Below are 20400 nucleotides of genomic sequence, written 5' to 3'. Positions count from 1 at the left end.
TTGCAAAGGGACGAGTCCCTTTGCCCGCCGGAGGCACCCTTATAGCCTCCCTCCCCACGCCTTGCCCCTCAAACCCCCTAGACTCCCCCCGCGCAACCTGTCATCGGCCCGCGCCAACACCCCCAACCATCGTGAAAGCACCCAACGTGGCGGACAGCCTGATTCTTGAAGTGGCCGATTTTGAAGTGGACGTTCTGACGGGCGTCTATTCGGAAGAGACGGGCCAGAAGCAGCCCTTGCGCATCAGCGTGAGTGTGAAGCTCAAGCCCTATGACCGCTATTTGCCCGACACGCCGCTGGGGGCGAGCAAGAATTACATGGATCTCAAATTCGCGGCCAGTGATGCGCTGCCCGAGGGGGTGCATTTCACGCTGATCGAGGCGGTGGCCGATCATATTGCCGAAACGCTGTTTATTCAGGACGAGCGGGTGGAGGCCGTGACGGTCAAGATCGTCAAGCTGGCCATCAGCGAGGCGGGGGAAAAGATCGGCATGACGCTGACGCGCGAGCGGCGGTAATATGGGCATTCTGGCCATAGAGGATCTGCCGTCGGCGCCTCTGGCCGCGGCGGTGGCGTTTCATGCGCAGTGGATGGCGCAGGCCGAGGCGATGCTGGGTGAGGGCGATCTGGTGCTGGTGATGCCTCTGGCGGGGCATGAGCATCGCGCCTGGCGCCTGGCGGCGGTGCAGGGGTTGGCGCGCGCCTATGCGCCGGCGCGGGCCAATCTGGTGGAGTGCGATGAACCGGCGGGGATCGCGGCGGCCTGCGCATTTTTGGCCGCTTCTCCGGGTATTACCGGGCAAATCCTGCGACTGGATAGCCAAGCGACTGGAGCGGTGTTAGACTGAAGGCATGAACCAGCCCCCGCGTCAGCCTTTGGTCGATCAGTTTCAACGCCGGATTTCCTATCTGCGGCTTTCGGTGATCGACCGGTGCGACCTGCGCTGCACCTATTGCATGCCCGAGCGGCAGACCTTTTTGCCCAAATCCGAAGTCCTCAGCCTTGAGGAACTTCACAAGCTGGCGCTGGGCTTTATCCGGCGCGGCGTGCGCAAGATCCGCCTGACGGGGGGGGAGCCGTTGGTGCGGCGCGACATGATCGAGCTGGTCCGCGCCATCGGGCGCAAGATTGGAGACGAAGGCGACGGTGGGGGTCTTGACGAGCTGACCATCACCACTAATGGCACGCGATTGGCCGAATTTGCCGATGATCTTCGCGAGGCGGGGATCAGACGCGTCAATGTCAGTCTCGATACGCTGGACCGCGAAAAATTCGCGCGCATTGCCCGGCGTGATCAACTGCCGCAGGTGCTGGAGGGCATTGCTGCCGCGCGTGAGGCCGGGCTGGCGGTCAAGATCAACACCGTCGCGCTGAAGGGCGAGAATGAGGGCGAGATCGCCGATCTGGTGGCATGGGCGCATGGCGCAGGGCATGAGATCACGCTGATCGAGGTCATGCCGCTGGGCGAGGTGGAGGGGGATCGTTACGATCACTATCTGCCGCTGACGCAGGTGCGCAGCGTGCTGGAGCAGCGCTTTACCCTGAGCGAGGATGCGCATCGCAGCGGCGGTCCGGCGCGCTACTGGCATGTGGCCGAGACGGGCGGGCGGCTGGGATTGATCACGCCGCTCACCAGCAACTTCTGCGATGGCTGCAACCGGGTGCGGGTGACGGCGACAGGGCAATTGTTCGCCTGCCTTGGCGGGCGCGAGCAGGTGGATTTGCGTGCCGCGCTGCGCAGCGAGGAACCGGAAAGCGCGCTGGAAGCCGCGCTGGATGAGGCGATGCGGATCAAGCCCGCGCGCCACCACTTCGAGATCAATCGCCCCGGCGCCGAGCCTGCCTTGCCGCGCCATATGTCGATGACGGGGGGGTGATGATGGCGCGGCTGGTGTTTCTGGGGCGTCTGGCGGATCTCGCCGGAGGGGCCGAGCGCGAGGTTGCGCCGGGGCCTCTGGCCGAGGTGGTTGCGCAATTGGGGGCTGAGCTGGCGCAGGCTCTGGCCGGGCCGCGCATCAGGCTGGCGCTCAATGGCGCGCTGGTGGCGGGCGAGGGGCTGGTGCTCAAGGCTGGCGATGAGCTGGCGTTCCTGCCCCCGGTGAGCGGCGGATGATCGAGGTCCGCCTGATCGAGCAGGCCTTTGATGCCGCCGACGCGATGCGCGATTTTGCCGCCGCCCATCCCCAATCGGGCGGCGTGGTCAGCTTTCTGGGGCAGGTGCGAGGCGGCGATGATGTCGAGGCGCTGGAGCTACAGCATTATGCCCCGTTGACCTTGCCTGGTATGGAGGCGCTGGCGGGCGATGTGCTTGGCCGCTGGGCGCTCGACGGCCTGCTGATCTGGCACCGCGTGGGCGAGATGGTGCCGGGCGATCCCATCGTGCTGGCGGCGGCGGCCTCGCGGCACAGGCGGGATGCCTTTGCCGCCGCCGATTTCGCGATGGATCATCTTAAAAGCGAGAGCTGGTTCTGGAAGCGCGAAAAGCGCGCCGGGCAATGGGCCTGGGTCGAGCCGCGCGCGCAGGATTATGCCGATCTGGCCCGGTGGGGCCAAACAAGCGATTAACGCGGCAATTTACGGCGCGCGGCCTCAAGGGTGCGATCCTGCGCCGCACCAAGGGCGAGGATTTCCGACCTTGCCGCCGCGATCATCCGGGCGGCGGCACGGGGCGCATCTGGATTCTCGGCGCCATGGGCCACTCGGTCTTGGGTATAGAGCTCCTCGATATCGCCCTCGACCAGCCCCAACGCGCCACGCTGGCGCTCCAGATCGGTCAGGGCGAGATTGGCCTGTTGCCAGGCCTCATCACCGGGGTGGGCGTTGGCGGCTGCATTGAGCGCCTTGTCGGCGGCGGTGCGCGCTTTGGAAAAGCCCGCGTCGGCCTCACGCGCGGCGCGCAGCAGCGAATCGATTCGCTCGCCAAGGCCGCTTGGCGCCTCATCGGGCGCGGCAACGGCCACAGCGGTCGTGGGGGCGGCCACCGGCTTTTCCTCGGCCCGGCGCCCCAGCGAGGGGTAGGATGCGGTGCCGCATCCGCCCAGCAAGGCGGAAAGCAGCAGGGCAGGAAGCGCGAATCGGGCCGCATGGGCGAATCGGTCGCCTCGCGCCCGGCGCGATGGGGATGGCGATGAGGCGAATTTTGCGATAGGGCCAAGCATGGATGTGCCATAGCACGCCTGCGCCCATGCGCCAGAGGGCAGAAATTCGCCAGAGTTTCCGGGAGGGAATGGCCCTTTCTGTTATGGGACGCATTGACACGCAGGGGCGCTTGCACTAACGGCGCAGCTTCTTTCCGAGCCCTGCCGTGTGTGGCGGGGGTCGGCGCGTCGCTCGCGGCTCCTCGAATAACCGCCTTGCTCGGCCTTTGGCTTGGCGGCAGGTCTCGGGAAACGCGGCCGGGGCGGCCACGTAATTTTTTGAATGGATTTGTATCATGTTCGCTATCGTGCGCACGGGCGGTAAGCAGTATCGGGTCGCCGCCGGAGACAAAATCGCGGTCGAAAAGCTGGCTGGTGAAGCCGGCGAGACGATCACGCTGGGTGATGTTCTGCTGGCCGGCGAAGAAGGCGTTGTCGCCGACGCTTCGAAGGTGGTGGTCTCGGCCGAGATCATCGCTCAGGCGAAGTCGGAAAAGGTGATCGTTTTCAAGAAGCGCCGCCGTCACAACTATCGTCGCAAGAACGGCCACCGCCAGCTGCTCACGCTGCTGCGCATCGTGTCGGTCGCGGCCGCCTAAGCTCAGGAGTTTTCGACAATGGCACATAAGAAAGCAGGCGGTTCGTCGCGCAACGGTCGCGACTCGCAGTCCAAGCGCCTTGGCGTGAAGAAGTTCGGCAGCCAGCTGGTGATTGGTGGCAACATCATCATCCGTCAGCGCGGCACCAAGGTCTATCCGGGCGCCAATGTTGGCATCGGTCGCGACCACACGCTGTTCTCGCTGATTGAAGGCCGCGTGCGCTTTCATGAAGGCAAACTGGGCCGCAAATACGTGTCGGTTGACGCGTTGGCCGAAGCCGCCGAGTAAGCGGATGGTCTATTTGGGCCATCCTGATGGGATGGCCCCGCCAAGGCTCTGATGCCTTGGCTGAACGAGGGAGAGGGGCCCGGCCCATCTCCCTCTTTTCGTATCTCTCCTTCACCCGCCGATCGGTGGGCGCATGAATTGGTCGGACGAAAGGCACCGCTTTGCGTTCGGTCAAGGTAAATTTGCGTCCAATGCGGTTCAGCATGCGCTGGGCTGATGCCGGTCGTCACCGCAATGTCACCGTGCGCCTATAGGAATCCTGCGCGGGACAGAGGATCAATGCGTCCCGAACGGGACCGGGGATTTGGAGCGATACACATGTTTTACCGCAGCGAACGGCTGTTTCTGCGGCCTGCGTGGCCAGAAGACTGGAACGCGATCCACGCCGCGATCGACGACGAGGGAATCGTGCGCAATCTGGCGCGCGCGCCTTGGCCCTATACCGAAAATGACGCGCGCTGGTTCGCCAGCCAGCCTCAGGACGTGCGCCTGCCGCATTTCCTCATCACGCGTCCCTGCGGCGAGGGCAGCGCCCTGATCGGCTCGATCGGGTTGAGCGAGATCGAGGGCGAGGTGAACATCGGCTATTGGATTGCGCGCGCCCATTGGGGGCAGGGCTATGCCACCGAGGCCGGGCGGGCGATACTGTCGCTGGCGCGGGGGCTGGGGCATAAGCGGCTGGTCGGGCGTCATTTTCTCGACAATCCGGCCTCCGGGCTGGTGCTGCGGCGGCTGGGTTTTCGGCCCGTGGACGAACGCGGCGCGATTTTCAGCGCGGGGCGGGGGCAGGCTTGCCCTTCGGCCCGGTTTGAAATCGACCTGCGCGCCGAGCATGACGATCAGGATGATTCGCCCGACGGCGGTATGGAAGGGAGGCGCGCGGCCTGAACCGTCCCGAGGGACGGAGATGGGTAATTGTCTGACATTACATAAACTCGCCGATGCGTGAATAAAAATTACAGCTTTAGCGGGTCAAATCTTTCGCTTCTTGCTTGACCACGGCCAAACCTTTATGGGTCTGGCATGTGGTTTTGCGAGCCTGCGGGCTTGTACTGTTTGGACATAAGACATGGGCCCGAAAAAGCGTCTCTCCCCTGAAGCCAGTCGCAATGCCGCGATGGAGGCAGCGCGCGATCTGCTGGTCGAACAAGGGCCGCAGGGGGTGACGTTGAAAGCCGTGGCGGCGCGGGTGGGGCGCACCCATGCCAATCTGCTGCATCATTTCGGTTCGGCGGCCGAACTGCAAAGAGCGCTGGCCGAACATATGGCGGTCTCGATCTGCGCTTCGGTGGCGCGTGCGGTTCTGGCCCAGCGCGACGGCAGCGGCAGCGCGCGCGATGTGGTCGATCTGGCCTTTGACGCCTTTGAAAAGCAGGGCGGCGGCCAATTGGTCAGCTGGATGCGGCTGATCGGCAATGTCGATGCGCTCGATACGATTGTTCGTTCGATCCACGCCATCGTGGACGAGGTGCATGACGCGGGCGAGGTTTGCATGCGCCATGTGACGCAGACGCTGGTGCTCCTGGCGCTGGGCGATTCGCTGATCGGTGCGTCTTTGGCCGATTCGCTCGAAATCTCGCGCGACTCCAGCCGTGAAATGGCCGCTCGCCTGATCGAAACCGAGGCGATGCGGCTCGGCCTTGTCCCGGCGGAGCGGGCGCTTACGCCTCTGGGCTGACGTCTTGAGCGCCGAACCAGGCGGGCGGGTTATGGATGTCATCCACCCGCCAATGTTCGACCGACAGGCCCAGCGCGGGATATTCCACCCTTTGCCGATCCGCCCGCGACTGCGCGATCGGCACCACCACCACGCGGCGATTGACCTTTTGCCGCCAGTTCATGCGTGCGGTATTTTCCTGCCCGACATAGCAGCCCTTGGTGAAGGACACGCCGTTTAGCTCCACCGCGTTGCATTCCAGCCAGAGCAGATCGGCAATTTCCGCTCCTTCGGCCACGCCCAGCGACAGGCGATGGGCCAACCAGGCATCATCAACGGCCCCATCCTCCTCCCCTGCCAGCCAGCGATAGCCCAACTCCGCAAGCCGGGGATCGGGCATTGCGCCCTCGTGCGGCGTCGGGCTCCAATGCACGGCCAGCGCGGGATCGCGCGCGATGGCAATGGCGCGGCGCAGGCGATACATCGACAGGCGTTTGACCACCCCATCGGCCTGATCCGCCGCCACATCCAGCAGCAGGTCGGCCCCATCGGCCCAAACGATGAAATCCGCGATCACCTTGCCCTGCGGCGTCAGCAGCGCGGCATAGGCGGGCAGCGCCCCCAGCACGACATCCTGCGTCACCAGCCCTTGCAGGAATTTGTGGACATCCTCCTGCGGGTCGGTTGGCGAGAGGCGGATCACGGCGCGGGAGGCAAGTTTCGTCATGCGGGATAGGTGGGGATGGTGGAGGGAAAAGGGAAGGGGTTTTGTGTCTTTAAGCGGTACCTCCGGCGGGCAAAGGGCGGGGCCCTTTGCAATCCCGTTAATGGGATGGCGCCAAGGTTCGTAGCGGAATGGGGTGGGACGGCTTTGAAAGCCTGCGGCGCGGATGCGGCGTGTTGGGGCGCCGCAGGCTCTAAAATTTAAAGGCCGCGCCCGACACCCCAGGCCAAACCCGAGGCGCAACGCATACATTCACGGGAGCGCGATGGACGAGTCCCTCGCATCTAAACCTTCATCTTCCCGGCAACCTGTGGCAAAGCGCTGATCATGACCCAAGCGATAGACCTCGTCCTCACCGGTGGCACTGTCCACACTCCCTCTGGCCCCGCACAGGTTGATGTTGCCGTCCGTGATGGCAAGATCGTCGGCATCGGCAGCTTTCCCGATGCGGCGCGGCGGATTGATTGCACCGGATTGGATGTATTGCCCGGGGTGATCGATTCGCAGGTCCATTTCCGTGAACCGGGGCTGGAATATAAGGAAGATCTGGAAAGCGGCAGCCGCTGTGCGGTGATGGGCGGGATCACCGCCGTGTTTGAAATGCCCAACACCAATCCGAACACCGATTCGACCATGCGCGTGCATGACAAGCTGGAACGCGCGCGCCACCGCATGTGGTGCGATCATGCGTTTTATGTGGGCGCCACCGCCGCCAATGCCCCCGATCTGGCCGAATTGGAGCGGATCCCCGGCACGGCGGGCGTCAAGATCTTCATGGGCGCCTCGACCGGCAGCCTGTTGGTGGCCCATGATGAGGAACTGGCCCGCGTGCTGGCCCATGGCACGCGCCGCGTGGCGATCCACGCCGAGGACGAGGATCGCATGAATGCGCGCAAGGATCTGCGTGTCGAAGGCGATCCGTCGAGCCATCCGGTGTGGCGCGATGATGAAAGCGCGCTGCTGGCGACCAAGCGTATCCTCAAGCTGGCCCGCGCGGCGCGGCGGCCGATCCACATCCTGCATGTGACCACGCCCGCCGAACTGGAGCTGATCAGCCAGCACCGCGACATCGCCTCCTGCGAGGTGACGCCCCAGCACCTGACGTTGCGCGGCGAGGAAGCCTATCCGCGCCTTGGCACCTATGCCCAGATGAACCCGCCGATCCGCAGCGGCGCGCATGTCGATGGCCTGTGGCACTGGCTGCAGCAGGGCGTGCCCGATGTCATCGGTTCCGACCACGCGCCCCACACGATCGAGGAAAAGGCCAAGCCCTATCCCGCATCGCCCAGTGGCATGCCCGGCGTGCAGACGCTCTTGCCGCTGATGCTCGACCATGTGCTGAACGGGCGGATGACGCTGGAGCGTCTGATCGACATGACCAGCGCGGGCGTGCAGCGCATCTTTGGCCTGCAATCCAAGGGCCGCATCGCGGTGGGCTATGACGCTGACTTTACCGTGGTGGACCTGAAAGGCCAGTTCACCGTCACCGAGGACTGGCTGCAAAGCCGCTGCGGTTGGTCGCCTTATACCGGTATGGCACTGAAGGGCCGCGTGCTCGGCACCATCATCCGCGGGCATCAGGTGATGTGGGAGGCCCAGTTGGCCGACAGCGCCGTGGGTGAACCGCTGAAGTTTGCCGGGGCGTTGTAAGCGGGGTTTTGGGTTCGGGGGTTTTTGCCTCCGGCGTGCAAAGGGCGGGGGCCCTTTGCAATCCCGTTACTGACGGTGTTGCGTATCGGGCTCGGCGTTTGGCGCCGGGGCTTGATGGTTGAATTTTAAAGCCTGCGGCGCCGGCCAGCGTAGGATCGCCGCGCCGCAGGCTTTCATCATTGCCTACGGCGCGGGCAATTGAGTGCTGCCCCCATAATGGGATTGCAAAGGGCCCCCGCCCTTTGCCCGCCGGAGGCATAATCTCTATCCTTAAACCACCTCATCCGAATGCAGCGCGCACCCATGCCCACCATCGGTCTCGACCTGGATCGTGGCATGGCCGATCCCGAAATCATGCTCCAGATCATGGGCCAGCCCATGTAAAAACGCATCCCCCGGATGGCCGCCCGGCATGATGATATGGGCGGTCAGGGCGGTATCGGTGGTGCTGATCGGCCAGACGTGGAGATCGTGGAGCGCGGCGATGCCGGGGCGCGCCAGCAGGAAGGCGCGCAGCTTTTCCTCATTGACCGAGGCGGGCACGGCCAGCAGCCCCATCTGCACCGATTCCTTGAGCATAGACCAACTGCCCAGCGCGATCATCAGCGTGATGACGAGGCTGGTGACCGGATCGATCCACGTCCATGCGGTAAAGTGGATGGCCAGACCCGCGAGCACCACGCCCGCCGACACGGCCGCATCGGCGATCAGATGCTGAAAGGCCGCGCGCAGGTTGAGGTCATCCTTGCTGCCCCGGGCAAAGAGCAGCGCCGAGAGGCCGTTAACCGCGATGCCCGCCGCCGCCACCGCCATCATCAATCCGGCCGCCGCCGGTTCGGGCGAGGCGAATTTCTGCAAGGTTTCGATCAGGATCGCGCCCAGCGCCACCCACAGCAGCGCCGCATTGGCCAGCGCCGCCAGGATCGATGCGCTTTTCATACCATAGGTAAACCGGCGCGAGGGTGCCCGCGCGGCCAGGCGGCTTGCCCCCCATGCCAGCAGGAGCGAGAGCACATCGGACAGGTTATGCCCGGCATCGGCCAGCAGCGCGGTGGAATGGCCGATAAAACCCGCAGCCGTTTCGATCAAAACAAACAGGACGTTGAGCGCAGTGGCCACGGCAAAGGCGCGGCCATGGGTGGCCCCGGCGCCATGGCTGTGGCCGTGATGATGGGCGTGATGATGCCCGGGGCCGCCATGCGATTCGCTATGGTTATGGCCGTGGTGGTGATGATGGTGGCCGAGACCCATGTTTTTCCCGATCTGCTGCGTTGCACAAATGTCGCACTGCGGCCCAATTCGCAACAGGCGAAATTTCGGCCCTTATTAAAATTCCATATAGATTTGGGCAAGGCTGTAACAAAGTTACATCAATGTCAATTAGGCGGGAACAATCTTGCCCATTGCGGCATCAGCCTTTCATGAGCCCCGTCTCGTGTCAAAATTTCGTCACAAACCGCTGTTTAGAAGCCAGTCAAACATCGTTAGGTGTTTTGCATCCGGATGATTTTCGTCGCTCGGACGGGGGCATTTCGGCGATTTTTACACAAAATTGTCATGCAGGGGCATTCAGCATGCGCATTATCAAAAATTCGGCTCTGGCCGTCAGTTCCTTCGCGATTGCAGCAGCCGTTGCATCGCCCGCTTTCGCACAGTCGACCGGGGCGGTCGATTTCGAAAACACCATCGTTGTGACCGGCACCAAGGCCAAGGCGATCAATGGCGTCGATATTCCCGCCACGCCCAAGGCCAAACAGGTTCTGGATCAAAGCTTCATCTCCAAGAGCTCGCCGGGCCAGTCGATCAACGACGTCATCAACATGGTGCCGGGCGTGTCGTTCTTCAATGCCGACCCGTTCGGTTCGTCGGGCGGCGCGCTGTTCATTCGCGGCTTCGACAGCACCCGCATCTCGCAGACCTTCGACGGCATGCCGCTGAACGATACCGGCAACTATGCGCTTTATTCGAACCAGCAGCTTGACGCCGAACTGATCGAGCAGGTCAACGTCAATCTGGGTTCGACCGACGTGGACAGCCCGACGGCGGCCGCTTCGGGTTCGACGGTGAACTATCGTTCGCGCGATCCGCTGGACAAGGCGCAGGTGATGGCCGTGGGTTCGGCCGGCGACCTCAGCTTCAAGCGCGGCTTCATCTCGGTGGACACCGGCACCATCAACAATTCGGGTCTGAAGGCCTGGTTCGCCGCCTCGGTGGCCTCGAACCGTTTCCTGCCCAACACCGGCGGCCAGGTGGCCAAGCAGCAGCTTAACTTCAAGGTGAAGCAGCCGCTGGGCGACAATGGCGACTTCATCTCGCTGGCGGGTCACTTCAACCTGAACCGCAACAATTTCGCGCCCTCGATGTCGCTCTACACGCAGAATTCAGCAAGCCGCCCGGTCAATTCGTCGAGCGGCGGCCGCGTGCCTTACAGCTGGGACGAAGCGCAATACACGATCAATTGCGCCGACACGACCAGCTCGACCGCCAGCACCACCGGCTATGGCGCGTTTGAATGCCGCTACAACCCCTCGCGGACGGCCAACCTGCGCATGAACTCGCGCTTCACGCTGGCCAACAACCTGACGCTGACCATCGACCCAAGCTTCCAATACACCAAGGCCAATGGCGGCGGTTCGGCCACGCTGAGCGAGGGTGTTTCGCCCACCGGTCTGACCGGTTTCGTGGTCTATCCCTCGCCCACGCCGACCAACCCGAATGCAACCGCGACGGGCTATTTTGCCGGCAATGACGTGAACGGCAATGGCGTGGTCGACACCCGCATTCTGGTGGGCAATGCCAGCGAGACCGAAACCAACCGTATCGGCCTGCTGACCTCGCTGCGTTGGAAGATCAACTCGACCAACACGCTGCGCGTCGGCTATTCGTATGACCGTGGTCGCCATAAGCAGACCGGCGAGCTGACCTATATCAACCCGCAGACCGGTTATTATGCCACCTACTTCCCGATCGACCTGTCGATCAAGGATCGTTACGGCAGCCCGATCCAGAAGCGCAACCGTATGTCCTATGCGATCCTGCATCAGGTCTCGGCGGAATATAACGGCAAGTTCTTCGATGGTAAGCTCGACGTTCTGGTCGGTGTGCGTGCGCCCTTCTTCAAGCGCAACCTGACCAACTTCTGCTTCACCTTCGATGGCGGCGGCGGCAACTTCTACTGCCCCAGCCCGCAGGATCAGGCCGCCTTTGCCGCCGCCAATCCCTACAGCTTCAACAGCACGACCAACAAGCCCACCGGTTTTGCCGGGCCGCAGCAGCGCATCTTCAACTATAACCGCGTGCTGCCCAACGTCGGCTTCACGCTGGCGCTGGGCCAGAGCGCCTCGCTCTATGCCAACTACTCGCAGGGCCTCCAGGTCCCCAGCACGGACTCGCTGTACGGTTCGTTCTACTATCCCGCCAACACCAGCTTCGGCAGCCCGGGGATGGAAACCTCGGACAACTTTGACGTGGGTCTGCGCGCCCGCGCCGGTCGTCTGAGTGCCTCGGTCGGCGGTTGGTACACCATGTTCAACAACAAGATTTCGCAGGTCTATAATCAGGATACCCAGACCTCGATCTTCACCAACCTGGGCAAGGTGGAAAAGTACGGCTTCGACGCCACGCTGAACTGGAAGGTTGACGAGCACTTCTCGATCTATGCTTTCGGTTCGTACAACAAGTCGCGCATTCTGGCCGACATCGTCGCGGGTGCGGGCGCCACGGGCACCGTGATCAACGGCAATACCGTCCTGCGCAGCGATGGCACGAACACCTACTACCTCACCGCGGGCAAGCGTGAATCGGGCGTTCCGATCTACACCGCCGGTGCGCGTCTGGATGCCAACTTTGATCCGTTCAACCTGACCGTCTCGGTCAAGAACAACGGCAAGCGCTACATCAACGCTGAAAACCTGCCGGTTTACAGCTCGCTGGTTCCCGCCACTGCGGTTCAGGTGAACTCGGCCACGCTGCCGTCCTACACCACGGTCGACCTGACCGCCCGCATGAAGCTGGCGATCGCTGGTCTGAAGTCGGACAAGAGCTTCATCCAGATCAACGTGACCAACCTGTTCAACCAGTATTATTATGGTGGCTTCACCGGTACCTCGACGCCGATTGCGGTCAACACCATCCCGACCGTCTATCTGGCGACCCCGCGCACTGTCGTGGGCACGCTCAGCATTGCGTTCTAAGGCTTAAACAACCTGGACAAACGGAAAGGGCGCTCCCGTGTGGGGCGCCCTTTTTGTTTTCGGGATGCAGGTTTAAAGGGCGGGGGCCCTTTGCAATCCCGTTAAGGGGGGCGCCAAGATGGCTTTGCTGCGTTTTCCGCAATGCTTATATAGCCTGCGTGCGGCGCGGCGAACTCGCGCTGACCTGCGCCGCAGGCTTTCAAATGCAACCATCGCGTCCGACGCCGAAGGCCGAATGCATACACAACGCCGACAGTACCGGGATTGCAAAGGGCCGCCGCCCTTTGCCCGCCGGAGGCATCTTGCGCCTTCCTCAAAACCTTACTGATAAATGCAATCATCCTGATCATTGCGCCGCACCACGCCCGAGCGTTTGGCGATGGTGTTGCCATGGCGGCGGGTAAATCCCGTGGCGCCCACCACGGCGCGTTTTTTCGGGCTGGGCAGGGCAGCGGCGATGCGGGCGGCCTCGATTTGTGTCAGGTTGGCGGCCGAGTGGTGGAAATAGCGCTGGGCGCCGGCCTCGACGCCATAGGTGCCGATGCCGGTTTCCGCCACGTTGAGGTAAACCTCCATGATCCGCCGCTTGGGCCAAAGGTTTTCGATCAGCACGGTGAACCATGCCTCCAGCGCCTTGCGGATGTATCGGGTGATGCCGCTGCCTTGCCAGAGGAAGGTGTTTTTCGCGGTCTGCTGGCTGATGGTCGATCCGCCGCGCAGCTTGCTGCCGTCGCCCGCCAGATTGCGCTCCAGCGCATATTCGATGCCTGCGCCGTCAAAGCCGTGGTGGACGCAAAAGCGCGAATCCTCGCCCGCGATCACCGCGTCCACCATCTTGCGGTCGATGCGCGAGAGGGGCGTCCATGATTTGTTGAACCCGTTTTTGTCAAACAGCATGGTCAGTGTGACGGGCGGCGGCACCACGCGATAGATCAGCGTGATGCCCACCGACAGGCCGACGAACCACAGGATGGCCATGGCCAGATACCAGCCGAGGCGGAAACGGGAACTACGGTTTGGCCCGGGGCGGGCAAAGAAGCGTGCCATGGCGGCAATCTAGCGAGGGAGAGGGGATCCTGACAAGCGGCCCTTGCGCAAGATGCGTCAGGCGACCCCCAGTTGCGGCAGCCAATGGCCGATGGCGGCAAATTTGGCCACCACCAGAATGCCCCCCAGCGCCGCGCCCACGGCAATGCTCTTGGCGTCCGTAATGGCAAAGGCGACCGGATCGCTGTCCACCTGTCCCCGGCGGCCCATCATCCAGATGCGGTTGAGCCAGTAGAGCAGCGGCAGCGGCAGCAGCCAGAGCAATTGCGGCGTGGCATAGGCGCCGGTCTTGCCCATCGCCTCGGCAAACAGGACCATGACCAGGATCGAGACCATGCCCGCCGCCAGCCCGCTGATCGCGACGATTTCGGTGTCGGAGCGGGTATAGCCGCGCCCGGAGAGCAATTCGTCGGGCTCGCGCGCGCTGCTGCGCAATTCGACATAGCGCTTGAGGTAGCCGAGGCTGAGGAAGAAAAAGACACTGAACAGCAGCAGCCATGACGACACCGGCACCGCAATCGCCGCCGCGCCCGCCACGATGCGGATCGTGTAGAGGCAGGCGAGGGTCAGCACATCGGCAATCATCGCGGCCTTCAACCGCATCGAATAGGCCAGCGTCAGCGCGAAATAAGTCGCCATGGCCGAAAAGCTGGGCAGGCCCAATTGCCACGCCAGCGCCAGTCCCGCGCCCGCAAACGCCACGCAGGCCACCAACGCATGCGGGATCGGCAGCGCTCCGCTGGCCAGCGGGCGGTGGCGCTTCTTGGCGTGCTGGCGGTCGCTCTCGATGTCGAGCAGGTCGTTGAGCAGGTAGACCGACGAAGCGATCAGGCTCATCGCGGCAAAGGCGAGGAGCGATTGGGCGATGGCATGGGGATTGGCCAACAGGCCCGAGGAGGCCAGCGGCACAAAGACCAGCGCGTTCTTGGCCCATTGATGCGGGCGGGCGGCCTTGACCAGCGCGCGCAGGCGGCTGCGCGCCGGGGTCAGGCGTTCTTCATGCGCCATGCCGGTGGGGGCCTCGACGGTATAGGCCACGCGCGCCTCGCGCCAGATGCGGCGATCCGCCCCGCAATCGCCCACATAATCGAAGGGCTGGTTGCCCAAGGCTTCGCGGATGGCGGTCAGTTTCGCGCCGCCTTTGGCGTTGCGGCGGGCGCCGCTGGCGATCACTTCGTCGAACAGGCCCAGATGGGCGGCCACGCGGCGCGCATTGCGCCAATGGGCCGCGCTGGCCAGCACCACGCGGCGGCGCTGGCGGCGGGCATGGGTGATCAGTTCCAGCACCTCGGGGCGATAATGCAGCAAGGCCGGATCGACCGGCGCGCGCCGGGCCAACAGGGTCTTCAAACGCGCCCGCCCCCGGATCATCGTCCACAGCAGCACGAACAGGGCCATGAAACCGCGCTTGGCCTCGGTCACGCAGGCCTCCATCGCCACATCGCCCGAAATCAGCGTGCGGTCCAGATCGACCACCAGAACCGTGTCATCGGTGATGCGTTCATGCAGCATGGGGGCTCTCCCTGCGGGTCAGACGATTGGTGACGATTTCGGCCAGCGCGGCCGCGGCCATCACGATCAGCAAAGGCATGACCGGATCGCGATAGCGGTCGATGATATAGGCGATGCCATGCAGCGCCCAGAAACCGGCGATGGCGCCCATCATCACGATCTGACGCGGCCGCCCGATGCCCGGCAGCAGCAGGCACATGCCCGCCAGCGTGAGGAAGAGCAGATACTGCACCACCTCGAACAGGCGGACATAGGTGACAGCGGGCGAGAGCGCGAAATCATTCGAATCCGGCAGATTGGGCGCCCAGAAGGCGGCCAGCTTGACGGCGGCGAGGCGGGCGACTTCGGCGGGATGATGCGCCATCCAGTCGCGCGCCATCGCGCCCAGCGCGGCGCTGGCGCCCGCTTCGCCAAGGGTATCGCGCATGGCGTGCCATTGCGGGCCGATGGGCGTGGCGGCGATCGAGACGAAACGCCCGGTGGCCGCCGGATTGTTGCCGATATAGAGGTTGAAGCCGGTGTTGGTGGAAAGCGTGGGGCGGCCCAGCATAGCCTGCGTGGCCATCGCCCAAGGGGCCAGCACCAGCGCCGCGCCCATGCCCATGACCAGCGCCGGGACCACCGCGCGCCGCACCGATCCGCCCAGCACCAAAGCCAGCAAAGGCGCCGCGATGAGCGGCAGCGCCGATGTGCCCGCCAGCACCGCCGCGCCCCAGACCGCGCCCGTGGCCGCCGCCAGCCCAAGGCGAGCGGGCGAACGCAGCAGGCGCAGCGCCAGCCACACCACCGCCACCAGCAGCGGCGTCGAGAGGTTTTCCCGCGCCAGCATCGTGCAGTTCCAGATCCCCGGCAGCCACAGCGCATAGCCCAGCAGCGCCAGCTTGCGCCCCAGATCGCCCAGACCCGCCTCTCGCGCCAGCAGCACGATCAGCCCGCCCGTCACCAACGCCAGCGCCAGATTGACCCCGAAGGCCACCTGCGCCGAAGCCCCCAGCAGCGCGAAGAAGGGCGCCAGCACCAGCGGATAGCCGATGGAATAGAAGGCATGCTGGCCCAGATTGTCCACCGGCCATACGCCCTCGGCCATGCTCTGGGCCAGCGTGAAATAGGCCAGACCATCGCTCTGCAGCGGTTGGGGCAGGGCGAAATGGGCGGCAAGCCGGATCGTCAGCGTCAGCAGCAGCAGCGAACCGATGGAAAGCGCAGGCGCGCGCGCCGGGGCGGGGGTGACGGCCATTATGCGATGCTCCTTGAAACGCAGACGCAGCCCAGCGCGATCAGCACGGTGCCCGCAATGCGGATCGGGCTCAGGCTCTCGCCCAGCGCCAGCACGCCCAGCGCCATGGTCAGGATGAAGCCGAGGCCGACAAAGGGATAGGCCGCGCTGAGCGGCAGGCGGGCCAGCACATAGAGCCACAGGATCGCCCCCAGCCCATAAAGGCCAAAGCCCGCGATCACCCATGGCGATTGCAGGAAGGCGATGCCCGCCCCCGCGCCATCGGCACGCACCGACCCCACGCCCATTTTGAGCAGCAATTGCGCGATAGCCGACATGGCCACGCTGGTCAGGATCAGCATCAAAAGGGCCGGTTGCATCGATTCCTCCTTGGGTAGCCTCTTCTATCTCGTGAAAGAGGGCAGGCAGGAAGCGCGGTAACCATGGCCATTTCCCCCCTGTGCCGGATTGGGACGAAGCGCGGGGCGAGGTTAAGACGGGCGGGGCGGGCTTTTGAGGATTCGCTTAAATTTATGGCCCGGTCTGTATCGCAATGTGCAAGGGGGCGCCGCGCCGCGCCGCGTTTGATCGGGATCAAGGAGCCTTGGCCGATTGTAAGTGATACACACGAATGTCAGGCCCGCCAACAGTGGAGGCCGGCCGCATGATCTGGAGAGGCCACGATGTCTGGACCGCAAAATGCGAGCGCCCCGATTCCCGGCACCCATCTGTTTGATGGCGATGCCGCGGCCAAGGGCTTTGCGCTCAATGCCATGTGCTATTCGTTTAACGATGCCGCCAATCGTCAGGCCTTCCTTGATGACGAGGAAGCCTATTGCGCGAAATTCCACCTGACCCCGCAGCAGCGCGAGGCCGTGGCCCAACGCAGCGTGCTGGGCATGATCGAGGCGGGCGGCAACATCTATTATCTGGCCAAGCTGGCCGGGATCTTTGGCCTGAATGTTCAGGATGTCGGCTCGATGCAGACGGGCGTTTCGGTGGACAATTTCAAATCCATGCTGCTGGCGCAAGGCGCGGGCCAGACATATGATGAGGCGCATGGCGCCATGATCCATAAGGAGAAGGTCCATGGCTGAAATCGTAGGCGCTTATTTCACCAGCCACGTCCCCGCCATCGGCGGCGCGATCCACAAGGGGCTGCAACAGGAACCCTATTGGAAGCCCTTCTTCGACGGGTTTCACAAGGTCCACGAATGGCTGGCGCAGGTGAAGCCCGATGTCGCCATCGTGTTCAACAATGACCATGGGCTCAACTTCTTCCTCGACAAGATGCCCACTTTTGCCGTGGGCGCGGCGGCCGAATATCACAATGCCGATGAAGGCTGGGGCCTGCCATTGTACAAGCCTTTTGCCGGGCATACCGAGCTGAGCTGGCACCTCATCAACTCTCTGGTCGAGGATGAGTTCGACATCACCACCTGTCAGAAGATGCTGGTGGACCATGCGCTCTCGATTCCCTTTGAACTGGCGTGGCCCGATGTGTCGGCATGGCCGGTCAAGATCGTGCCCTTTGCCATCAACACGGTGCAGCATCCGCTGCCCTCGGCCAAGCGCTGTCTGGCGCTGGGGCAGGCGGTGAACAAGGCGCTGCAAAGCTGGACCGGCGACGAGCGGATTGTCATCATCGGCACGGGCGGCCTCTCGCATCAACTGGATGGCGAACGCGCCGGTTTCATCAACCGCGACTATGACACATTCTGCATGGACAATCTCTCGGTTGATCCCGCCGCGCTGACGCATGACTCGATCCACGAAATGGTGCGCAAGGCCGGGACGCAGGGCGTCGAGGTGCTCAACTGGATTGCGGCGCGCGGGGCCTTGGGGCTGGAGGCGGCGACGGAAATTCACCGCAATTACCACATCCCGATCTCGAACACGGCGGCAGCCACCATGCTGATGGAACCAGCGTAAAAGAAGCGGCCTGAAATCAAACCCATGGCCAAAGCCCCGCCCTCTTGACCCGTCGCCATCGGCGGGGCAGGATGGCGGGGTCGATTGCTGTCAATTGTTAGCTTTTCTCCCCTTGACCGTATCGGCAAAAACCGTAAGCATTGCATACAGTCGAGACGCCGAAGAATGTCGGCGCCGAAGGAGAGGTTATGCAAGCGCAAGCAAAGTCAGGGGCGAAGAGCGCCTTGTGGTTGGGTGGACTGCTGGCCGGGGCCGCCGTGCTGGCTTATGCCGGCGGCGCGACCGGGGCGGGCAAGGTCAAACTGGCCGTCAATGCCGCCGCCATCGCCGCATCGGGCGACAAGGGTGACAACTGGCTCAGCCACGGCCGCACCTATGACGAGCAACGCTTCAGCCCGCTGACCCAGATCAACACCGGCAATGTGAGCCAACTTGGCCTGGCATGGTTTGCCGATCTGGACACCACGCGCGGTCAGGAAGCCACGCCGCTGGTGATCGACGGGGTGATCTATACCACTACCGCCTGGTCCAAGGCGAAGGCCTATGATGCTCTGACCGGCAAGCTGATCTGGGAATATGACCCCAAGGTGCCGGGCGAAACGGCGGTCAAGGCCTGCTGCGATGTGGTCAATCGCGGCATGGGCGCGTGGGGCGACAAGCTGTTCTACGGTACGCTGGACGGGCGCCTGATCGCGCTGGACCGCACCACCGGGCGGCTGTTGTGGTCGACGGTGACGGTGGACCGCACCAAGCCCTATACGATCACCGGCGCGCCGCGCGTCATCAACGGCGTGGTCATCATCGGCAATGGCGGGGCGGAGATGGGCGTGCGCGGCTTTGTCGCCGGCTATGACGCCAATACCGGCAAGCAGCTCTGGAAATTCTGGACCGTCCCGGATCAGCCGGGCAAGAATAAGGAAGACTACCTCAAGCGCGCCGAGGCGACGTGGAAGGGCGAGTGGTGGAAGCTGGGCGGCGGCGGCACCGTGTGGGACTCGATGGCCTATGATCCGGCGCTCGACCTGCTCTATATCGGCGTGGGCAATGGATCCCCGTGGAACCAGTCCTATCGCTCGCCGGGTGGGGGGGATAATCTCTACCTGTCCTCCATCGTCGCGGTGCGGCCCAAGACCGGCCAATATGTCTGGCATTTTCAGGAAACGCCGGGCGAGACATGGGATTTCACCGCCACCCAGCATATCGTTCTGGCCGACCTGATGATCGACGGGCGGATGCGCAAGGTCTTGATGCACGCGCCCAAGAACGGCTTTTTCTATGTGGTGGACCGCCAGACCGGGCAATTCATCAAGGGCAAGAATTTCGTGCCGATGAACTGGGCCACGGGTCTTGACCCCAAGACCGGCCGCCCGATCGAAAATCCCGAAGCGCGGTTTGACAAGACCGGCAAGCCTTTTGTCTCGATGCCCGGCGCGGGCGGAGCGCATAGCTGGCAGCCGATGGCCTATGATCCCCGGCAAAAGCTGATGTTCATCCCGGCCAATATCGCGGCCTTCCCCTATGTGCCGGAGGAGAAGTGGAAAGCGGCCAAATATGGTTTCAACAACGGGCTGAATCAGGGCGCCGCCGCGATGCCCGCCAACAATGACGTGCGCGAGGTGGCCAAGGCGGCCACCAAGGGCGCGCTGATCGCGTGGGATCCGGTGACCCAGACCGAGAAGTGGCGCGTGGATTATCCCGGCCCGTCGAACGGCGGCTTGTTGGCCACGGCGGGCGATCTGCTGTTTCAGGGCACGGCCAAGGGCGATTTCGTCGCCTATTCCTCGCTGGACGGCAAGAAACTGTGGTCCTTTGACGCGCAGACCGGGGTGATTGCCGCGCCGGTGACGTTCACGGTCAAGGGGCAGCAATATGTGGCCGTGATGGCGGGCTGGGGCGGGATCTGGCCGCTGGCCACCGGGGCGCTGGCGTGGAAGTCGGGGCCGGTGCGCAATATCAGCCGGTTGCTGGTGTTCAAGATGGGCGGCAAGGCGCAATTGCCCGCCAAGCCCGACCCCAATTTCGGCCCGCTCGACCCTCCGGCCCAGACCGCGAGCAAGGAAGTGGTGGCCAAGGGGGCCTATACGTTCGGGCGGTTCTGCGGCGTGTGCCATGGCGATGCGGCCATTGGTGGCGGCGTGGTGCCCGATCTGCGCCACAGCGCGGCGCTGGGCAGCCCGGAAACGTGGCAGGCGATCGTGCATGACGGCGCGTTGAAAGCCAATGGCATGATCGGCTGGAGCGCGCAGTTGAGCCGCGAGGACATTGACGCGATCCGCCATTACGTCATCGCCCGCGCCCATGAGGATAAGGCCCTGGGAGAAAAATAGGGCGCGTGAGAAATAGATGCGGTGGGCCGAGCCGGAAGCGGCTTGGCAGATTGCTATAAGATGTTACATTTCGACCCCGTGCGGGACCGGCAAAAACGGCGGCCCGCCTGTCAGAG

Annotated in this window: 21 protein-coding genes; 14 read left to right on the top strand and 7 right to left on the bottom strand. The window is 63.7% G+C overall.

Going from position 1 to position 20400, the window contains the following annotated elements; genetic code table 11:
* The first annotated feature begins 146 nt into the window (after window positions 1-146).
* Genes PQ467_RS15800 through PQ467_RS15780 form a run of 5 tightly spaced genes read left to right on the top strand, consistent with a single transcriptional unit; the run spans window position 147 to window position 2567 of the window.
* Entirely contained in the window at window positions 147-518 is a 372-nt protein-coding gene (locus PQ467_RS15800) for a dihydroneopterin aldolase (RefSeq protein ID WP_274174320.1), read from the top strand.
* 1 nt (window position 519) lies between these two features.
* Window positions 520-849 (top strand): Rossmann fold domain-containing protein, encoded by a 330-nt coding sequence (locus tag PQ467_RS15795; protein ID WP_274174319.1) that lies wholly within the window; start codon window positions 520-522, stop codon window positions 847-849.
* A 4-nt stretch (window positions 850-853) separates the two neighbouring features.
* On the top strand, window positions 854-1879 hold the full coding sequence (moaA, locus tag PQ467_RS15790) for a GTP 3',8-cyclase MoaA (protein ID WP_274174318.1): 1026 nt from the start codon (window positions 854-856) through the stop codon (window positions 1877-1879).
* A complete protein-coding gene (locus PQ467_RS15785; RefSeq protein ID WP_274174317.1) occupies window positions 1879-2115 on the top strand; it encodes a MoaD/ThiS family protein in 237 nt (78 codons plus the stop codon). Before moaA ends, PQ467_RS15785 begins: the two co-directional genes overlap by 1 nt.
* Window positions 2112-2567 carry a molybdenum cofactor biosynthesis protein MoaE gene (locus PQ467_RS15780; protein ID WP_274174316.1) on the top strand — a complete coding sequence of 152 codons (456 nt, stop codon included), beginning with the start codon at window positions 2112-2114 and terminating at the stop codon, window positions 2565-2567. Before PQ467_RS15785 ends, PQ467_RS15780 begins: the two co-directional genes overlap by 4 nt.
* Here the strand turns inward: PQ467_RS15780 and PQ467_RS15775 are convergent.
* On the bottom strand, window positions 2564-3160 hold the full coding sequence (locus PQ467_RS15775) for a hypothetical protein (protein ID WP_274174315.1): 597 nt from the start codon (window positions 3158-3160) through the stop codon (window positions 2564-2566). The genes PQ467_RS15780 and PQ467_RS15775 overlap by 4 nt on opposite strands.
* Before the next feature lie 275 nt (window positions 3161-3435).
* Between PQ467_RS15775 and rplU the strand changes: the two genes are divergently transcribed.
* From rplU to PQ467_RS15755, 4 genes are all read left to right on the top strand, one after another.
* Window positions 3436-3738: a 50S ribosomal protein L21 gene (gene rplU, locus PQ467_RS15770; protein WP_168604976.1), complete on the top strand. Its 303-nt coding sequence runs from the start codon at window positions 3436-3438 to the stop codon at window positions 3736-3738.
* Between the two features lie 18 nt (window positions 3739-3756).
* Window positions 3757-4026, top strand: a complete 270-nt coding sequence (rpmA, locus tag PQ467_RS15765) for a 50S ribosomal protein L27 (RefSeq protein WP_274174314.1) — start codon at window positions 3757-3759, stop codon at window positions 4024-4026.
* 318 nt (window positions 4027-4344) lie between these two features.
* The gene (locus PQ467_RS15760; RefSeq protein ID WP_274174313.1) at window positions 4345-4914 is read left to right on the top strand and encodes a GNAT family N-acetyltransferase; all 570 of its coding nucleotides are present in this window, start codon (window positions 4345-4347) and stop codon (window positions 4912-4914) included.
* A gap of 181 nt (window positions 4915-5095) precedes the next feature.
* Window positions 5096-5704: a TetR/AcrR family transcriptional regulator gene (locus tag PQ467_RS15755; protein WP_274174312.1), complete on the top strand. Its 609-nt coding sequence runs from the start codon at window positions 5096-5098 to the stop codon at window positions 5702-5704.
* Here PQ467_RS15755 and ygfZ read toward each other — a convergent pair.
* On the bottom strand, window positions 5688-6410 hold the full coding sequence (gene ygfZ, locus PQ467_RS15750; RefSeq protein WP_274174311.1) for a CAF17-like 4Fe-4S cluster assembly/insertion protein YgfZ: 723 nt from the start codon (window positions 6408-6410) through the stop codon (window positions 5688-5690). The genes PQ467_RS15755 and ygfZ overlap by 17 nt on opposite strands.
* Before the next feature lie 324 nt (window positions 6411-6734).
* Between ygfZ and PQ467_RS15745 the strand changes: the two genes are divergently transcribed.
* Entirely contained in the window at window positions 6735-8057 is a 1323-nt protein-coding gene (locus PQ467_RS15745) for a dihydroorotase (protein ID WP_274174310.1), read from the top strand.
* Between the two features lie 270 nt (window positions 8058-8327).
* Here the strand turns inward: PQ467_RS15745 and PQ467_RS15740 are convergent, their stop codons facing one another.
* Window positions 8328-9308 (bottom strand): cation diffusion facilitator family transporter, encoded by a 981-nt coding sequence (locus PQ467_RS15740; protein ID WP_274174309.1) that lies wholly within the window; start codon window positions 9306-9308, stop codon window positions 8328-8330.
* A gap of 323 nt (window positions 9309-9631) precedes the next feature.
* On the opposite strand from PQ467_RS15740, the gene PQ467_RS15735 reads away from it, so the two are divergent.
* A complete protein-coding gene (locus PQ467_RS15735; protein WP_274174308.1) occupies window positions 9632-12250 on the top strand; it encodes a TonB-dependent receptor in 2619 nt (872 codons plus the stop codon).
* Between the two features lie 321 nt (window positions 12251-12571).
* Here PQ467_RS15735 and mtgA read toward each other — a convergent pair whose 3' ends face one another.
* From mtgA to PQ467_RS15715, 4 genes are read right to left on the bottom strand one after another with little or no spacing between them, the layout of a single operon-like run.
* Complete coding sequence (gene mtgA / locus PQ467_RS15730; RefSeq protein ID WP_443192962.1) at window positions 12572-13297, bottom strand: monofunctional biosynthetic peptidoglycan transglycosylase; 726 nt, start codon at window positions 13295-13297, stop codon at window positions 12572-12574.
* Window positions 13298-13354: 57 nt separating this feature from the next.
* Complete coding sequence (locus tag PQ467_RS15725) at window positions 13355-14809, bottom strand: UbiA family prenyltransferase (protein WP_274174307.1); 1455 nt, start codon at window positions 14807-14809, stop codon at window positions 13355-13357.
* Window positions 14799-16046: a hypothetical protein gene (locus tag PQ467_RS15720; protein ID WP_274174306.1), complete on the bottom strand. Its 1248-nt coding sequence runs from the start codon at window positions 16044-16046 to the stop codon at window positions 14799-14801. The genes PQ467_RS15725 and PQ467_RS15720 overlap by 11 nt, the downstream gene beginning before the upstream one ends.
* The gene (locus tag PQ467_RS15715) at window positions 16046-16405 is read right to left on the bottom strand and encodes an EamA family transporter (RefSeq protein ID WP_274174305.1); all 360 of its coding nucleotides are present in this window, start codon (window positions 16403-16405) and stop codon (window positions 16046-16048) included. Before PQ467_RS15715 ends, PQ467_RS15720 begins: the two co-directional genes overlap by 1 nt.
* 303 nt (window positions 16406-16708) lie before the next feature.
* Here PQ467_RS15715 and PQ467_RS15710 point away from each other — a divergent pair, with 303 nt between their 5' ends.
* From PQ467_RS15710 to PQ467_RS15700, 3 genes are all read left to right on the top strand, one after another.
* Window positions 16709-17122 carry a protocatechuate 4,5-dioxygenase subunit alpha gene (locus PQ467_RS15710; protein ID WP_274174304.1) on the top strand — a complete coding sequence of 138 codons (414 nt, stop codon included), beginning with the start codon at window positions 16709-16711 and terminating at the stop codon, window positions 17120-17122.
* On the top strand, window positions 17115-17957 hold the full coding sequence (locus PQ467_RS15705; RefSeq protein WP_274174303.1) for a class III extradiol dioxygenase family protein: 843 nt from the start codon (window positions 17115-17117) through the stop codon (window positions 17955-17957). The genes PQ467_RS15710 and PQ467_RS15705 overlap by 8 nt, the downstream gene beginning before the upstream one ends.
* Before the next feature lie 188 nt (window positions 17958-18145).
* Window positions 18146-20284, top strand: coding sequence for a PQQ-dependent dehydrogenase, methanol/ethanol family (locus PQ467_RS15700; protein ID WP_274174302.1), 2139 nt, complete (start codon window positions 18146-18148; stop codon window positions 20282-20284).
* Window positions 20285-20400 lie beyond the last annotated feature (116 nt).

The sequence above is a fragment of the Novosphingobium sp. KACC 22771 genome (assembly GCF_028736195.1).
Lineage (GTDB): Bacteria > Pseudomonadota > Alphaproteobacteria > Sphingomonadales > Sphingomonadaceae > Novosphingobium.
This window is presented reverse-complemented; position numbering and strand designations above follow the sequence as displayed.